The organism is Achromobacter sp. EB05 (assembly GCF_044232075.1).
Taxonomy (GTDB): Bacteria; Pseudomonadota; Gammaproteobacteria; order Burkholderiales; family Burkholderiaceae_B; genus Achromobacter; species Achromobacter dolens.
This window is the reverse complement of sequence record NZ_CP155917.1, coordinates 5,502,690-5,517,756: the sequence shown is the minus strand read 5'-3', so window position 1 is coordinate 5,517,756 and position 15,067 is coordinate 5,502,690. Positions and strand designations below refer to the sequence as shown.

The window sequence follows — 15,067 nt, the reverse complement described above, 5'->3', positions numbered from 1 at the left end:
GGCATCAGATCCTGCGCACCATTTTCGGATCGAGGGCGTCGCGCAGCGCGTCGCCCAGGATGTTCACGCTGAGCACGGTCAGCGACAGGAACAGCCCCGGGAACAGGATCAGGCCGGGCAGCATGCGGAAGTACATGCGGCCCTCGGACATGATGTTGCCCCAGGAGGCGATCTCGGGCGGGATGCCCGCGCCCAGGAAGCTGAGGATGGCCTCGGTCAGCATGGCCGAAGCGAACACATACGTGCCCTGCACGGTCAGCGGCGCGATGGTGCTGGGCACCATGTGGCGCCACAGCAGCAGCGGCAGCGGCGTGCCCAGCGCCAGCGCGGCCTCGACGTAGGGCTCGCCGCGCACGGTCAGGATCTGGCCGCGCACCAGCCGCACCACCCGCGGGATCTCGGGAATGGTGATGGCCACCAGCACCGTCGTCAGGCTGGCGCCGGTGACCGACACCAGCGCGATCGCCAGCAGGATGCCGGGGATCGCCATGATGGCGTCCATGGTGCGCATGATGATGCCGTCGAGCGAGCGGAACCAGCCGGCGATGACGCCGACCACGAGCCCGATGGCGACGCTGACGACCGCGGCGCCCAGGCCCGCGATCAGCGAGACGCGCGCGCCGTAGGCCACGCGCGACCAGACGTCACGGCCGAAGGCGTCGGTGCCGAACAGGTAGTCGGTGAACGGCTGCTTCAGGCGCGCGCCGGGATTGATGAAAGTCGGGTCGACCGTGCCCAGCAGCGGGGCGAACAGGGCGATGGCGACAATGATGAGCAGCACCACCAGGGCCAGCATCACCGGCCAGCTTTTGAGGCCCTGGCGGATCTGGCGCCAGGCGGTGACGTGGGGCGTGCCGCCGCCGGGAAGATCGGCGGCCGCTTGCGCGGCGGCGTCGGTTGGCGTTTGCATGGCGTGGCCTCAGTATCGGATACGGGGGTCGAACACCGTGTAGGCGCAATCGACAACCAGATTGATGAACACGTAGACGAAGGCGAAGAACAGCGTCAGGCCCTGGATCACGGGGTAATCGCGCGCCAGCACGGCTTCGACCACCAGCCGGCCCAGGCCCGGGATGTTGAACACCGATTCGGTCACCACCACGCCGCTGATCAGCAGCGCGATGCCCAGGCCCACCACCGTGGCGATGGGCACCGCGGCATTGCGCAGCGCGTGGCCCAGCAGCACGCCGGTCTCGGTCAGCCCCTTGGAGCGCGCGGTGCGGATGAAGTCCTCGCCCATCACCTCGATGACGCTGGTGCGCGTGATGCGCGCGATCAGGGCGATGTACACCGTGGACAGCGCCAGCGACGGCAGGATCAGCCGGTGCAGGAACAGCCAGAAGCCATTGGCCAGCGGCGTGTAGCCCTGCACGTTGAACCAGCCCAGCTTGATGGCGAAGGCCCAGATCAGCAGGTAGCCGGTGACGAACACCGGCACCGAAAAGCCCAGCACCGAAAAGCCCATGACGGCGCGATCCAGCAGCCGGCCCTGGCGCCAGGCCGCCAGCACGCCCAGCGGAATCGCCACGACCAGCGTGAATACCAGCGTCAGCAACGCCAGGCTCAACGACGGTTCGAGCCGCTGGCCGATGAGCTGGGTGACCGGCACGCCGGACATCAGCGAGGTGCCGAGGTCTCCCTGCAGCAACTTGCCGCCCCAGATGAAGAACTGTTTGGCGACCGGCTTGTCCAGGCCCATCGTCTGGCGGATCTGCTCGATCCGCTCGGGCGTGGCGCCGTCGCCCGCCATGATGATGGCCGGATCACCCGGGCTCAGACGCAATATCGCAAAGACCACCACCGCGACCATCACCAGAACGGGGATGGTCGCGAGGAGCCGGCGTGAGACGAATGCCAGCATGTATTTCCCCCTGAACTACTTGCCCGTCAAGGGGCTTTTTTCACATTCCAGAACGCGAACACCGGCGCATGCACCAGGCCCGAGAGCTTGGTGGTGTACACGGTGGGCACGGACATCTGGCCCAGCGGCACGTACAGGCCTTCGTCGATGCCGATGCGCTGCAATTCATCGGCGATCTTCTTCTGCTCGGCCGGATCGGAGGTCAGCGTGAACTTGGTGCGCAGTTCCTCGACCTGGGGGAAGTCGGGCCAGCCGAACCAGGCGTTGTCGCCGTTGGCCGCGGCCGGGGCCGAGCGCACCGGGTCCATCACGTCGGTGGCGTACCAGTTGGTGTTGTGGATGTTCCAGCCGCCTTCGGCCGGCGCCGCCTTCGAGGCGCGGCGGGTCGCCACGCTCTGCCAGTCCATCGCCGCCAGGTTGACGTTGAAGCCGGCCTTGCGCAGCGCCTGTGCCATCACCACCGGCTGCGCCGACAGCGTGCCGACGTCGGTGGCGTGCATCACCAGGATCGGGGTGTTGTCATAGCCGGCTTCCTTCAGCAGGGCCTTGGCCTTCTCGATGTTCGAGGGCACCACCACGTCCTTGCCGATGTCCGATTCCAGCGGCGTGCCGCAGCCCCACAGCGAGGCGCAGGTTCGCCAGTACTTGGGATTGCCCACCAGCGCCTTCATCACGTCTTCCTGGCCGATGGCGTACATCGCGGCCTGGCGGATCTTCTTGTTGTTGAAGGGCGGGTACTTGAAGTTGAAACGGTACATCGTGAAGTAGCCGACCGGGCTGAGCGACTCTTCCTTCAGGTCCTTGTTGCCCTCGACCATCGGCAGCAGGTCGTACGGGAACTGCTCGACGAAGTCGATCTCGCCGCCCAGCAGCGCGTTGGCGGTGGTCAGGGCGTCGGGCATCACGTCCCACTCGACCTTGTCCACGTTCACCACCTTGCCGCCGGCCAGGCCGCTGGCGGGCTCCTTGCGCGGCACGTAGTCGGCATTCTTGGCGTAGACGGTCTTCACGCCCGGCTTGAACTCGATGACCTTGAACGGACCCGAGCCGGTCATGTCGGTGATCGGCTGGCCGATCGGCAGATCGGCGATGCGTTTGGGCATCATGAACGGCGCGGTGCCGGTCGGCTTGGACAGGGCGCGCAGCGCCAGGTCCGTGGGTTCCTTCATGACGATGCGGAAGCTGTTGTCGTCGATGACTTCGATCTTGTCGGTGAATTTCAGCAGCGTGCGGCCCATGCCGTCGCCCGCGGCCCAGCGCTTGATCGACGCGACGCAGTCCTCGGCCGTGACGGGCTTGCCGTCATGCCATTTCTGGCCCGGGCGCAGCGTCATGGTGTAGGTCTTGCCGTCGGCCGAGACATCCCACTTTTCCAGCATCTGCGGCTGGATCTTGTTGTCGGCGTCGGTGGCCAGCAGGGTGTCGTAGATCATGTAGCCATGCCACGTCGTGATGTACGCGGTGGTGGCGTGCGGATCGGTCAGGCGCAGCGGCGAATGCATCACCGCCTTGATGACGGTGTCGGCGTAGGCGCCATGGGCCATCAGCAGGGTGGCGCCGGCGAACGCGGCCGCGCGGACGAACTTGAGCATGAAATTCCCCTTGTATGCGTAGTGAGCGGCGCGTTTCGCCGCTACGTCGTTAACGCGCCGCGCCCCGGGGCGCGGCGAGCGAGGGTCAGTCGGTCGCGGCGCCGGCAAACACGGGGCCGCAAGGCGCCATTCTGATGCCGGGACGCAACCGTGTCCATGGTTGTTTTGCCGCATCCATCAGCATGGAACCCGGCGCGGCGCAAACCAGGATCGTGTGGGCGATCGGGGTGAAGTCGGCGCGGAAATGCGCCGAGCTTTTCACCGCCAGGATGGCCGCGCGGCGCGGCTCGATGCCGGCGAAGCGGAACATTTCCTGGTCGGCCATCTGCACCTTGTTGGACGCCACCACGATGCGCACGCCGCCGATGCGCAGGCAGGCGCTGGGGCCCAGGTCCATGTGGAAGCCGCGATAGAACGCGCCATGCGTATCGAAGCGCCCATCCGAAGTTTTCTCCACGATGAACTCCGCGTCCAGCGGTTCGTCGTCGGGAATACCCGAGTGTCCACCCAATGCAATGCGGACCGATTTACCCACGCCAGCGCGGTGCGCGGCCAGCGCCGCTTCCGGATCGACGATCAGTCCGATGGCGGCATCGCGCGCCTGGTGGCGGATCAGCGCGCGCAGCAGGCCGGTGGTGTCGGAACTGCCGCCGGCGCCCGGATTGTCCTGCGCGTCGGCGATGACCACCGGCGCGTTGGCCTCGCGCGCCAGGCGCAGGGCGGTCGTGACCGCGTCATCGGGCGAATACAGGGTGCCGCCAAAATCCCGTTCGGCATCGAGCACCGCGCGCGCCAGCGTGTCGGCGGCCGCGTCGGCCTCGGCCTGGGTGGCGCCGTAGGCCCATACCGCCGGCAGGCAGTCGGGAAAGTCCGCGGCGGGAAAGCCGGTGGCCAGCGACGCGCTCTGGGCGCCGCGCGCCTCGATGTCGCCGACCATCTGGTACAGGCTGCGCGCCGGCTCGATGTCGGTCGATTGCCAGCACAGCGGAATCAGGTAGGGCAACTGCCGCAGCGCCACGCAGGAACGAGGCGCGCCGGCCAGGCGCCGCGCCAGCAGCGCGGCGGCGCGCTGGCCGGTCTCGGCCATGTCGATGTGCGGATAGGTGCGGTAGCAGACCAGCGCGTCGGCGTAACGCACCATTGCCGCTGTCATGTTGGCGTGCAGGTCGAGGCTGGCCACCACCGGCACGTCAGGGCCAACCAGCGCCCGCACGCGCTTGAGCAGTTCGCCCTCGCCGTCGTCCAGGTGCTCGGTGACCATAGCGCCGTGCAGGTCCAGGTACACGCCATCCAGCGGCATGGCCGCTTGCAGGCCCTGCAGGATCAGGGCGCTGATGCGTTCGAACGCGTCCTCGGTGACCGGGCCCGACGGGCTGGCCGCGGCCCACGTGGCCGGCAGCAGAGTGTGCTGTTGCATGGCCTCGATGAAGCCGGCCACGGGAATGTTGGCGCCGGCCACGGCCTGGAACATCGCCGGACCGCTGACCAGTTTCGGCCAGCCGCCGCCCTTGTCGGCAAAGTCCTCCCACGCCGCGCGCGAGGGCGCGAACGTATTGGTTTCATGCTGAAAGCCGCCTATCCCGATGCGCATCAGGATTCCCCTTGTTGTGTGTCTTTCGGCAAAACCCCGGCCTCTTGGCGGGCCGGGGCGGTGTGGGCAGGATTACTTGGCCACGGGCATGGTGAATTCCGCGCCCTTGGCGATGCTGTCCGGCCAGCGCTGCATCACGCTCTTGTAGCGCGAGTAGAAGCGGATGCCTTCCTCGCCGTAGGCGTGGTGGTCGCCGAACAGCGAGCGCTTCCAGCCGCCGAACGAGTGCCAGGCCATCGGCACCGGGATCGGCACGTTGATGCCGACCATGCCCACCTTGATCTGGCGGGCGAAGGCGCGCGCCACGCCGCCGTCGGACGTGAAGCAGGCCACGCCGTTGCCGAATTCATGGGCGTTGATCAGCTCGACCGCGGCGGCGAAGTCGGGCACGCGCACCACGCACAGCACCGGCCCGAAGATCTCTTCGCGGTAGATGTTCATCGCGGGCTTGACCTTGTCGAACAGCGTGCCGCCCAGGAAGAAGCCCTTTTCGGCGCCCGGCACCTTCAGGCCGCGGCCGTCGACCACCAGCTCGGCGCCGGCGGCGACGCCGTCCTCGATGTAGCCGATGACCTTGTTGCGGTGCTGCGCCGTGACCAGGGGGCCCATTTCGGCGTCGCCCTGCATGCCATCCTTGACCACCAGCGCCTTGACGCGCGGGATCAGGCGTTCGATGACTTTGTCGGCCACGTCGCCTACCGCCACGGCCACCGAGATCGCCATGCAGCGCTCGCCGGCCGAGCCGTAGGCCGCGCCCATCAGCGCATCGGTGACCTGGTCCAGATCGGCGTCCGGCATCACCACCAGGTGGTTCTTGGCGCCGCCCAGGGCCTGCACGCGCTTGCCGCGGCGCGTGCCTTCGGCGTAGATGTATTCGGCGATCGGGGTCGAGCCGACGAAGGACAGGGCCTCGACGTCGGGGTGCGCGATCAGCGCGTCCACGGCCTGCTTGTCGCCGTGCACCACGTTGAACACGCCCGGCGGCAGGCCGGCTTCGGTCAGCAGCTCGGCCAGGCGCAGCGAGGCCGAGGGATCGCGTTCGGACGGCTTGAGCACGAAGGTGTTGCCGCAGGCGATGGCCACCGGGAACATCCAGCAGGGCACCATCATCGGGAAGTTGAACGGCGTGATGCCGGCCACCACGCCCAGCGCCTGGCGCATGCTCCAGTTGTCGATGCCGCCGCCGATCTGGTCGGAATACTGGCCCTTGAACAGTTGCGGAATGCCGCAGGCGAATTCGACCACTTCGATGCCGCGCATCACTTCGCCCTTGGCGTCCGAGAACACCTTGCCGTGCTCGCGCGTGATCAGTTCGGCCAGTTCGTCCTGGTGCTTGTCCAGCAGCGCCTTGAAGTTGAACAGCACGCGGGCGCGCTTGAGCGCCGGGGTTTCGGACCAGGCCGGAAAGGCGGCCTTGGCGGCGGCCACGGCCAGCGCCACTTCGTCGGTGGAGGCCAGGGGCACGGACGTGATGATCTCGCCCGTGGCCGGATTGAAACCGTCGGCGTAGCGGTTGCTGCGGCCATCGTAGGGCTGGCCGTTGATGTAGTGGGAGAGGTTCTTCTTCATGGGAAAGCTCGGAGCGGGGTTCTTTGAAAACGCCGGAGGGCGGCCCGGGGCCGCCCGCCATTGTGTGCGAGGCGCGGCGCCTGCGCCGCGCCGGGGACTACGCGACTTCCTTGAGCACCTTGCCGATCTGCTCGAAGATCTGGCCGATCTGGGCCTCGTCGATGATCAGCGGGGGCGAGACGGCGATGATGTCGCCGGTGTAACGCACCATCAGTCCGCTGTCGAAGCACTTCTGGAACACCTCGGCGGCGCGCGCGCCCGGCGCGCCGGCGCGCGGCGCCAGCTCGACGCCGGCCACCAGGCCCAGGTTGCGCACGTCGATGACGTGCGGCGCGCCCTTCAGGCTGTGGGCCGCCTGCTCGAAGGCGCCGGACAGCTTGCGGGCGCGGGCGAACAGGTCCTCGCGGCGGTAGATGTCCAGCGTCGCCAGGATGGCGGCGGCCGCCAGCGGGTGGGCCGAATAGGTGTAGCCGTGGAAGAACTCGATGCCGCCGGCCGGGCCGTTGACGATGGCGTCATGCACCTCGCGGCGCACCGCGACCGCGCCTGCCGGCACGGCGGCGTTGCTGACGCCCTTGGCCATCGCGATCAGGTCCGGCGTCACGCCGAAGAATTCCGAGGCGGTGGCCGCGCCGAGGCGGCCGTAGGCGGTGATGACTTCGTCGAAGATCAGCAGGATGCCGTGCTTGGACGTGATCTCGCGCAGCTTTTCCAGGTAGCCCTTGGGCGGGATCAGCACGCCGGTGGAGCCGGCCATGGGTTCGACGATGACCGCGGCAATGGTCGAGGCGTCGTGCAGCGCGATGATGCGCTCCAGGTCCTCGGCCAGGTGCGCGCCCCAGGCCGGCTGGCCCTTGGAATAGGCGTTCTGCTCCAGGTTGTGGGTGTGGGGCAGGTGGTCCACGGCGGGCAGCAGCGCACCGGAGAAGGTCTTGCGGTTGGGCGAGATGCCGCCGACCGAAATGCCGCCGAAGCCCACGCCGTGGTAGCCGCGCTCGCGGCCGATCAGGCGGGTGCGCTGGCCTTCGCCGCGGGCGCGGTGGTAGGCCAGGGCGATCTTCAGGGCGGTGTCGACCGATTCGGAACCGGAGTTGGTGAAGAACACGCGGTCCAGGCCCTGCGGCATGAAGCTGGCGACGGCCGTGGCGGCCTCGAAGGCCAGCGGGTGGCCGAGCTGGAAGCCCGGGGCGTAGTCCATGATGCCGGCCTGGCGCGAGATCGCCTCGACGATCTCCTGGCGGCCGTGGCCGGCGTTCACGCACCACAGGCCGGCGGTGCCATCCAGCACCTGGCGGCCATCGGCCGAGGTGTAGTACATGCCCTTGGCCGCCGCCAGCATGCGCGGATGCGCCTTGAACTGCTTGTTGGCGGTGAAGGGCATCCACAGATGGGACAGGTCGGGCAACTCGGCGGGGGCGTTCATGGCGGCTCCAGGGGAAGGACAGGCGCCGGAGCCTGCGCGCGTGTCGGGCGGGCGGCCGGCGGGATGCGATTGATTCTGGTACGTCCGGCGAGGAATGAAAATATACAATCCGCGCAAACCGGGCTAACTGTATAGTTGCAAGCATGACAACTGTACAGATAGCGTAGCGCCGTGATCGACTTCCAGCCCGTGCGTGCCCGGGGGCAGGCGCCAACCCTGGTGGACCAGCTCGTGGCCGCCGTGCTGCGCGCCATCGAGGCGCAGGAGCTGCGTCCGGGTATGTCCCTACCCTCGGTGCGCGACTTCGCGCGCCAGTACCAGGTCAGCACCTTCACCGTGGCCAGCGCCTATAACCGCCTGGTATCACTGGGCTGGCTGGCGGCGCGCCCCGGCGCCGGCTATCGCGTGGCCTCGCCCGACGCGCCGCCGCGCCGGGGCGAGCCGCAGTCCTGGGAGCCGCCGCGGCTGAACGCGGCCTGGCTGCTGTCGGACATCTTCGCGGACCACTCCATTCCCATCAAGTCGGGCTGCGGCTGGCTGCCGGGCGAGTGGCTCAATGAAGAGGGGCTGCACATGGCGCTGCGCCACATGGGCCGGGTGCCGGCCATGCGCATCGCCAACTACGGCCATCCCTATGGCTACGCGCCGCTGCGCGAGACCATCGCCGCCACGCTCAGCGCGCAGGGCATGGAGGTGGAAGTGTCGCAGGTGCTGCTGACCCAGGGCGTGACGCACGGACTCGACATGGTGATCCGCACGCTGCTGCGGCCGGGTGACACCGTGCTGGTCGAGCAGCCGGCCTACGCCAACCTGTTGCAGATGCTGCGGTTGGCCGGGCTGCGGGTGGTGCCGGTGGCGCGCACGCTGGATGGCCTGGATTGCGAGGCGCTGGAGCAGGCCGCGTCGCAGCACCGGCCGCGCGCGCTGTTCGTCAACACCGCCCTGCAGAACCCGTCCGGCGCCAGCATCAGCATGGCCAACGCCTTCCGCATCCTGCAACTGGCCGAGCGCCACGGGCTGTGGGTGGTCGAGGACGACATTTCCCGCGAACTGGCGCCCGGCGTCACGCCCATGCTGGCGGCGCTCGATGGCGGCCGCCGGGTGGTCTACCTGGGCGGCTATTCCAAGGTCATCAGCCCGTCGGTGCGGGTCGGTTACGTGGTGGCGCACCGCGACCTGGCGCGCGATATCGCGCGCACCAAGATGGCGGTGGGGCTGACCTCGCCGGAGATCATGGAGCGCATCGTGCACCAGGTCATCCGCGAGGGCCGCTACCGGGCGCACATCGAGCGCACCCGCGAACGGCTGGCCCAGGCGCACGCGACGGTGGCCGGGTTGATGGCGCAGCATGGTTTCGAGATCTACGCGCGGCCCCAGGCGGGCCTGTTCCTGTGGGCCAAGGTGGCCGGGCAATGGCGCGAGCGCGGCGCCAACGGCCTGGCGGGGCTGGCGCTGAAGGACGGCATCTGGCTGGCGCCGGGGTCGTATTTCGAGGCCGACGAGGCCGATACGCCGTGGGTGCGCTTCAACGTGGCGTATTCGGAAGCGCCGGCGCTGTGGCGCTTCATGCGCAACGAGGGCGCGGCGTAGCCATTGCGGCCGGGCGTTGCGATGCCGCCGGGCGCGGCGGCGACCCCGGCCGCGGTCATCCCCAGGGCGGGGTTCAGGCGCGTTCGTACGTCACGAAATCGTAGCGGTAGCCGTTTTCCTCGGGCTGCGCCTGGCGCGCGGTTTCGCGCCACTGGAAGCCGGGCAGCAGCGGGAAAAAGGCGTCGCCCTCGACTTCGGCATGGACTTCGGTGGCCAGGATGCGGCTGGCCTGCGGCAGGGCCTGCGTGTAGATCTGCGCGCCGCCGATGACGAAAGCCTCTGCGCTGTCGCCGCAGGCGGCGACGGCGGCCTCCAGCGTCGACACCACGGTGGCGCCCGCGGCCTCGAAGACGGGGTTGCGGCTGATGACGATGTTGGCGCGGCCGGGCAGGGGGCGGCCCAGCGAGTCCCAGGTCTTGCGGCCCATGATGATGGGATGGCCCAGGGTGCTGCGCTTGAAGTGCGCCAGGTCGCCCGGCAGTTTCCAGGGCAGGGCATTGTCGCGGCCGATGGCGCGGTTGGTGGAATAGGCGACGATCAGGGTCAGGCGGGCGGACATGCGGGGGCGGGCGCTCGGAAGGGGAGCCGGCGTGGCCGGCGGGAAGACCCCAAGCGTAGCAAATCTGGCCGGCAGGGGCGGGCGGCGGGTAGATCCGCCGCGTCGCAGCGGGGCGTCCGCGTCGGCTCAGCTTGAGGCGTGTTCCAGGAATTCGTCGGCGGGCATCGGCTTGCCCAGCAGGAAGCCCTGCAGCGAATCGCAGCCCAGGCCCGTCAGGAATTTCTGCTGCGCGGTGGTTTCCACGCCTTCGGCCACGATGCGCAGGTTCAGTTGTTGCCCCAGCGCGACGATCGCCGAGATGATGGCGGCGTCCTCATTGTCGTTGTCCAACTGGTTGACGAAGCCGCGGTCGATCTTCAGTTCGGTGGCGGGCAGGCGCTTCAGGTACAGCAGGCTGGAGTAGCCGGTGCCGAAATCGTCGATCGAGATGGTCACGCCCAGGCCGGACAGGCGCTTGAGCACCGTCAGGCTGGCCTCGGCGTCGCGCATCGCGGTCGATTCGGTCACTTCCAGCGTCAGGCAGGAGGGCGGCACGTCGTGCCGCGCCAGCGCGGTGCGCACGGTCTCGACCAGGCCGGAATGGGCGAACTGCAGCGCCGAGATGTTGACGGCGATGGTCCAGTGGCCCTGGCCGGCATCGATCCACTGGCGCATCTGGCGGCAGGCTTCGTTGATGACCCATTCGCCGATCGACAGGATCAGCCCGGTTTTTTCCGCCGTCGGAATGAACTGGTCGGGACCCACCAGGCCGCGGGTCGGGTGGTTCCAGCGCAGCAGCGCCTCGGCGCCCATGATAGGCCCGGCGGGCGCCTCGTACTTGGGTTGGTAGTGCAGCACGAACTGGCCCCGTTCCTGCGCCAGGCGCAGGTCGTGCAGCAGTTCGATCTGCTCGTGCGCGTCGGCGTTCATCGACGGCTCGAAGAAGCTGTAGCCGGTGCCGCCCAGGCGCTTGGCGTGGTACATCGCCGCGTCGGCGTTGGTCAGCAGGGCATGGGTGTCCTCGCCGTCGTTGGGGTAGATGGCGATGCCGACGCTGGAGGTCACCAGCACTTCGTGGCCGTACACCATGACAGGGCGGGCGATCGCCTCGATCAGGCGGTCCGCGACGTTGGCGGCGTCGGTTGGTTCCACCACTTCGCTGAGCACGATGAATTCGTCGCCACCGAGCCGCGCCACGGTGTCGTGGGTGCGCAGCGTCTGGCGGATGCGCTGGGCCAGGTCGATCAGCAGGGCGTCGCCGGTGTGGTGGCCGTAGGCGTCATTGACCGCCTTGAAACCGTCCAGGTCGAAGAACAGCACCGCGAAGTAGCCCTTGCGGCGGCTGGCGCTCTCGATCGCTTGTTCCAGGCGGTCCTCCAGCAGGATGCGGTTGGGCAGCTTGGTCAGGGTATCGTGCAGCGCCAGTTGCACCAGTTCTTCGTTGGCCTCGGCCAGCGACGAGGCCAGCGCCGAGGTGCGGGCTTCCAGGCGGTTGTCCAGCACCGCCACCACCAGGGCGATGGCGAGCACGCTCAAGGTCACGGCGGTGACCGCGATGGCCAGCCAGCCGGCCGAGATGCCGGTGTTCGCCGCCATGCAGATGCTGTCGGCCGGAAAGCCGGCGGCCTTCATGCCCGTGTAGTGCATGCCGACGATCGCCAGCCCCATGACCACCGCCGCCAATGGCCGCGACAGCGCCACCCGCGGGCCGTCATGGCGCAGGCGGTAGGTGATCCAGAGGGCGGCGCCCGACGCGGCTACCGCGATGGCGATGGACAGCGCGAACCAGGCAGGGTCGTAGACGATGCCCGGCATCATGCGCATGGCGGCCATGCCGATATAGTGCATGGCGGCGATGCCGGCGCCCATCAGCAGGGCGCCCACGATCAGCCGGCGCCAGGGCAGGTCGTCCTTGCAGACGATCCATAGCGCGAAGGCGGAGCAGCCGATGGCGATCGCCAGCGACAGGAGCGTCAGCGGCAGGTCGTAGCCCATCGGGATCGGCAGGTTGAACGCCAACATGCCGACGAAGTGCATGGACCAGATGCCGATGCCCATGGCGAGCGCGCCGCCCGCCAGCCAGTAACGCGCCGCCGGCAGTCCGTTCGCGGCCCGGACGCGGTTGGCCATGCCCAGCGCCGTGTATGACGCCAGGATGGCGACCCCTAGGGATACGAGGACGAGCGAAGGGTTATATGTTCCAACGAGCATTTTTGGGGTCCTGTCCTAAGCGCATACAGCCGCCGCGCCGGCCTCAATTCAAATCAATTAGTAGTCAACAGTTGCAAACGAGCCGCAAGAGGATCCTGCTGTCGACGCTGGCGATTTACGTACTCACTAGTCTGGATGGGGGGTGCGGCGCTGCACTGCAGGCGGTCGGCGAGGCCGGGCGGCTTGCCCGGCTACGCGGCGAGTGGCAGGCACGGCGCGACATGGGCCGTTCAGAAACCAAGACGCGCAGGGCTTGCTTGCCGCGCGTCCGAGGCTAAGGGATGGGTTATACCGAAAACGCGCCTCCAGAAGCTCACCAATCTTCACCTGCGCGAGAGGGCGCGCCCGGCGCCTGCGCGCCCAGCCTTTGGTCGGTGTGCGAATGCCGTTCGCCGCTCTCAGACCGCCATGGGCGCCGTCAGTGGAGCGTGGTGGGTGTAGCCCTGCAGCGAAAAATCGCCCGGCTCGACCTTTTCGAGCCATTCCGGCTCGTAGCGGCCCGTCTGGGCGAAATCGGGGATGCGGTCGGACAGCACCAGCCGCGGCGCTTCGTGCGGCGTGCGGGTCAGTTGCTCGCGCAGCATCGGCAGATGGTTCTCGTAGATATGCGCGTCGCCGATGAAATAGGTGAACCAGCGGGGCGTGTAACCGGTGAGCCGGCCCACCAGGTGCAGCAGCGCCGCGCCCTCGGTCAGGTTGAACGGCGTGCCCAGCCCGACATCGTTGGAACGGATGTACAGGCACAGCGAGATTTCGCGGGTGGTCGCGTTAGGCAGGAACTGATAGAGCAGGTGGCAGGGCGGCAACGCCATTTCCTCGATCTGCGCCCAGTTCCAGCCGTGGAACAGGATGCGGCGGTCGCCCGGACGCTCGTGGATGGTATCCAGGCACTGGCGCAACTGGTCCACCGCTTTATAGAGCAGCACCCTGGATACGCCGCCGTCCTGCAGGTCGGCCACCTTGGTGTAGCCGCGCGCCAGGGCGTCATCGACCTGGCCGGCGCGGTCCGCGTCCAGCACCTTGTACGCCGGCCACTGGCGCCACTGCACGCCGTAGACCGGGCCCAGGTCGTCCGGGCCCTCGCGGTACGGATTGGCCAGCCATTGCGCGTTTTCGTTGGCGTTCTGGTCCCAGACCTTGCAACCCAGTTCGCGGAATTGCGCCGCGCTGCGCGCGCCCCGCAGGAAGCCGACCATCTCGCCGATGGCGGACTTGAAGGCCAGCTTCTTGGTGGTCACGGCCGGAAAGCCCTGCTGCAGGTCGAAGCGCAGCGAGGCGCCCGGCATGCTCAGCGTGCGTATGCCCGTCCGATTTTCCTGCCACGCGCCGGTGTCCAGGATGGCTTGAACGAGGTCCAGGTATTGTTTCATGGGTACAGAATCTGAAAAGGCTGAGGTGGCGTCGGCAACGGGCCGCGTCAGGCCGCCGCGGGGGCTTCCTGGATATCGACGATCTCCACCGAGAAGGTCAGTTCGGCGGTCTTTTCGAGCATGGCCGAGGCCGAGCAGTATTTCTCGTGCGACAACTGCACGGCGCGCTCGACCGCCGCGCGCGGCAGGTTGCGGCCAGTGACGGTGAAGGCGAAGTGGATGCGCGTGAACACCTTGGGGTCGACGTCGGCGCGGTCGGCCTGCAGCTTGACGCTACAGCCGGTTACGGCATGGCGGCCGCGCTTGAGGATCAGCACGACGTCATAGGCGGTGCAGCCGCCGGTGCCGGCCAGCAGCATTTCCATGGGGCGGGGCGCCAGGTTGTGGCCGCCGCCGTCCACCGCGCCGTCCATCACGGCCACGTGGCCGCTGCCGGTGCTGGCGGTGAAGAGCATGCCGTTGGGGCCGCCCCAGTCGATCGTGCATTCCATTTGTCAGGTCCTTGTGCTTGAGCGCAGTCAATGGCTGATGATACCCGTTGCGTACAATTCCGCATGAGAGCCCCGCCCCGCATCAGGGGTGTGCGGCAAATTCAGGAGCCGTCCATGTCCCCCACCTTGCCCCAATCCGGTCCCGCCGCCTTCCTGCGTCGTTCCAATCCGCTGGATGCGCTGTTGGCGGAAGCCGACCGGGCGCTGCGCGTGCTGTCCGGCAGCGCCAGCGCCGGCCGCGCCAATCCGGCCACGGCCGAGGAGGCGCCGGACACCCTGTCGGCGCAGGAAAAGCGCCACGCGGCCGGGCTGATGCGGGTCAACCACGTGGGCGAAGTCTGCGCCCAGGCGCTGTACCGCGGGCAGGCGGCGGTGTGCCGTGAACCCGGCCCGCGCGCCTTGCTGCTCGAAGCCGCCGGCGAGGAAGTCGATCATCTGGTCTGGTGCAACCAGCGCCTGATGGAGCTGGGCAGCCGTCCCAGCCTGCTCAATCCGGTCTGGTACGCAGGCTCGTTCGCGCTGGGGCTGCTGGCCGGCTATGCGGGCGCGCCGCGCAACCTGGGCTTCATGGCCGAAACCGAAAAGCAGGTCGAGGCGCATCTGGAAGGGCACCTGCGCACCCTGCCGGAGCAGGACGCCCGCTCGCGCCAGATCGTGCAGAAGATGAAGGATGACGAGGCCCAGCACCGCGCCAGTGCCGAGGCGGCGGGCGGCGTGCCGCTGCCCGGTCCGGTCAAGGCCGCGATGCGGGCAATGTCCAAGGTCATGACGACGACCGCCTATTGGGTCTGACCGCGATGCCCGGCATCCGGGGCGGACGCCGCCAGCGCC

Annotated in this window: 12 protein-coding genes; 2 read left to right on the top strand and 10 right to left on the bottom strand. The window is 68.3% G+C overall.

The features are described from left to right. Window positions 1-4: 4 nt before the first annotated feature. The 6 genes from AAID08_RS25180 to AAID08_RS25155 form a co-directional block, all read right to left on the bottom strand. Window positions 5-910 (bottom strand): ABC transporter permease, encoded by a 906-nt coding sequence (locus AAID08_RS25180; protein WP_049076228.1) that lies wholly within the window; start codon window positions 908-910, stop codon window positions 5-7. A gap of 9 nt (window positions 911-919) precedes the next feature. Beyond that, window positions 920-1,861 carry an ABC transporter permease gene (locus tag AAID08_RS25175; RefSeq protein ID WP_054500655.1) on the bottom strand — a complete coding sequence of 314 codons (942 nt, stop codon included), beginning with the start codon at window positions 1,859-1,861 and terminating at the stop codon, window positions 920-922. Window positions 1,862-1,887: 26 nt separating this feature from the next. Next, window positions 1,888-3,453, bottom strand: coding sequence for an ABC transporter substrate-binding protein (locus AAID08_RS25170; protein WP_395757049.1), 1,566 nt, complete (start codon window positions 3,451-3,453; stop codon window positions 1,888-1,890). A gap of 85 nt (window positions 3,454-3,538) precedes the next feature. Beyond that, window positions 3,539-5,044 carry a M81 family metallopeptidase gene (locus AAID08_RS25165; RefSeq protein ID WP_064528589.1) on the bottom strand — a complete coding sequence of 502 codons (1,506 nt, stop codon included), beginning with the start codon at window positions 5,042-5,044 and terminating at the stop codon, window positions 3,539-3,541. Window positions 5,045-5,116: 72 nt separating this feature from the next. Beyond that, window positions 5,117-6,613 carry a CoA-acylating methylmalonate-semialdehyde dehydrogenase gene (locus AAID08_RS25160; protein WP_049076221.1) on the bottom strand — a complete coding sequence of 499 codons (1,497 nt, stop codon included), beginning with the start codon at window positions 6,611-6,613 and terminating at the stop codon, window positions 5,117-5,119. Window positions 6,614-6,710: 97 nt separating this feature from the next. Continuing rightward, a complete protein-coding gene (locus AAID08_RS25155) occupies window positions 6,711-8,036 on the bottom strand; it encodes an aspartate aminotransferase family protein (protein ID WP_049076219.1) in 1,326 nt (441 codons plus the stop codon). Between the two features lie 171 nt (window positions 8,037-8,207). Here AAID08_RS25155 and AAID08_RS25150 point away from each other — a divergent pair, with 171 nt between their 5' ends. Next, window positions 8,208-9,626 (top strand): PLP-dependent aminotransferase family protein, encoded by a 1,419-nt coding sequence (locus AAID08_RS25150; protein WP_049076217.1) that lies wholly within the window; start codon window positions 8,208-8,210, stop codon window positions 9,624-9,626. Between the two features lie 73 nt (window positions 9,627-9,699). Here the strand turns inward: AAID08_RS25150 and AAID08_RS25145 are convergent, their stop codons facing one another. The 4 genes from AAID08_RS25145 to AAID08_RS25130 form a co-directional block, all read right to left on the bottom strand. Next, a complete protein-coding gene (locus AAID08_RS25145; protein ID WP_395757048.1) occupies window positions 9,700-10,185 on the bottom strand; it encodes a dihydrofolate reductase in 486 nt (161 codons plus the stop codon). Window positions 10,186-10,311: 126 nt separating this feature from the next. Next, window positions 10,312-12,375, bottom strand: a complete 2,064-nt coding sequence (locus tag AAID08_RS25140; RefSeq protein ID WP_054500660.1) for a bifunctional diguanylate cyclase/phosphodiesterase — start codon at window positions 12,373-12,375, stop codon at window positions 10,312-10,314. Window positions 12,376-12,773: 398 nt separating this feature from the next. After that, on the bottom strand, window positions 12,774-13,745 hold the full coding sequence (locus tag AAID08_RS25135) for a thymidylate synthase (protein ID WP_395757047.1): 972 nt from the start codon (window positions 13,743-13,745) through the stop codon (window positions 12,774-12,776). Window positions 13,746-13,792: 47 nt separating this feature from the next. Continuing rightward, complete coding sequence (locus AAID08_RS25130; protein WP_395757046.1) at window positions 13,793-14,236, bottom strand: OsmC family protein; 444 nt, start codon at window positions 14,234-14,236, stop codon at window positions 13,793-13,795. A 114-nt stretch (window positions 14,237-14,350) separates the two neighbouring features. Between AAID08_RS25130 and coq7 the strand changes: the two genes are divergently transcribed. Continuing rightward, the gene (gene coq7, locus AAID08_RS25125; protein WP_395757045.1) at window positions 14,351-15,028 is read left to right on the top strand and encodes a 2-polyprenyl-3-methyl-6-methoxy-1,4-benzoquinone monooxygenase; all 678 of its coding nucleotides are present in this window, start codon (window positions 14,351-14,353) and stop codon (window positions 15,026-15,028) included. The last annotated feature ends 39 nt before the right edge of the window (window positions 15,029-15,067 follow it).

What these genes read in the sequence shown, in the direction of transcription:
- AAID08_RS25155 (WP_049076219.1), bottom strand. Translation starts at nt 8,036, where the DNA reads ATGAACGCCCCCGCCGAGTTGCCCGACCTGTCCCATCTGTGGATGCCC.
- AAID08_RS25165 (WP_064528589.1), bottom strand. Translation starts at nt 5,044, where the DNA reads ATGCGCATCGGGATAGGCGGCTTTCAGCATGAAACCAATACGTTCGCG.
- AAID08_RS25135 (WP_395757047.1), bottom strand. Translation starts at nt 13,745, where the DNA reads ATGAAACAATACCTGGACCTCGTTCAAGCCATCCTGGACACCGGCGCG.
- AAID08_RS25130 (WP_395757046.1), bottom strand. Translation starts at nt 14,236, where the DNA reads ATGGAATGCACGATCGACTGGGGCGGCCCCAACGGCATGCTCTTCACC.
- AAID08_RS25175 (WP_054500655.1), bottom strand. Translation starts at nt 1,861, where the DNA reads ATGCTGGCATTCGTCTCACGCCGGCTCCTCGCGACCATCCCCGTTCTG.
- AAID08_RS25180 (WP_049076228.1), bottom strand. Translation starts at nt 910, where the DNA reads ATGCAAACGCCAACCGACGCCGCCGCGCAAGCGGCCGCCGATCTTCCC.
- AAID08_RS25140 (WP_054500660.1), bottom strand. Translation starts at nt 12,375, where the DNA reads ATGCTCGTTGGAACATATAACCCTTCGCTCGTCCTCGTATCCCTAGGG.
- AAID08_RS25160 (WP_049076221.1), bottom strand. Translation starts at nt 6,613, where the DNA reads ATGAAGAAGAACCTCTCCCACTACATCAACGGCCAGCCCTACGATGGC.
- AAID08_RS25145 (WP_395757048.1), bottom strand. Translation starts at nt 10,185, where the DNA reads ATGTCCGCCCGCCTGACCCTGATCGTCGCCTATTCCACCAACCGCGCC.
- coq7 (WP_395757045.1), top strand. Translation starts at nt 14,351, where the DNA reads ATGTCCCCCACCTTGCCCCAATCCGGTCCCGCCGCCTTCCTGCGTCGT.
- AAID08_RS25170 (WP_395757049.1), bottom strand. Translation starts at nt 3,453, where the DNA reads ATGCTCAAGTTCGTCCGCGCGGCCGCGTTCGCCGGCGCCACCCTGCTG.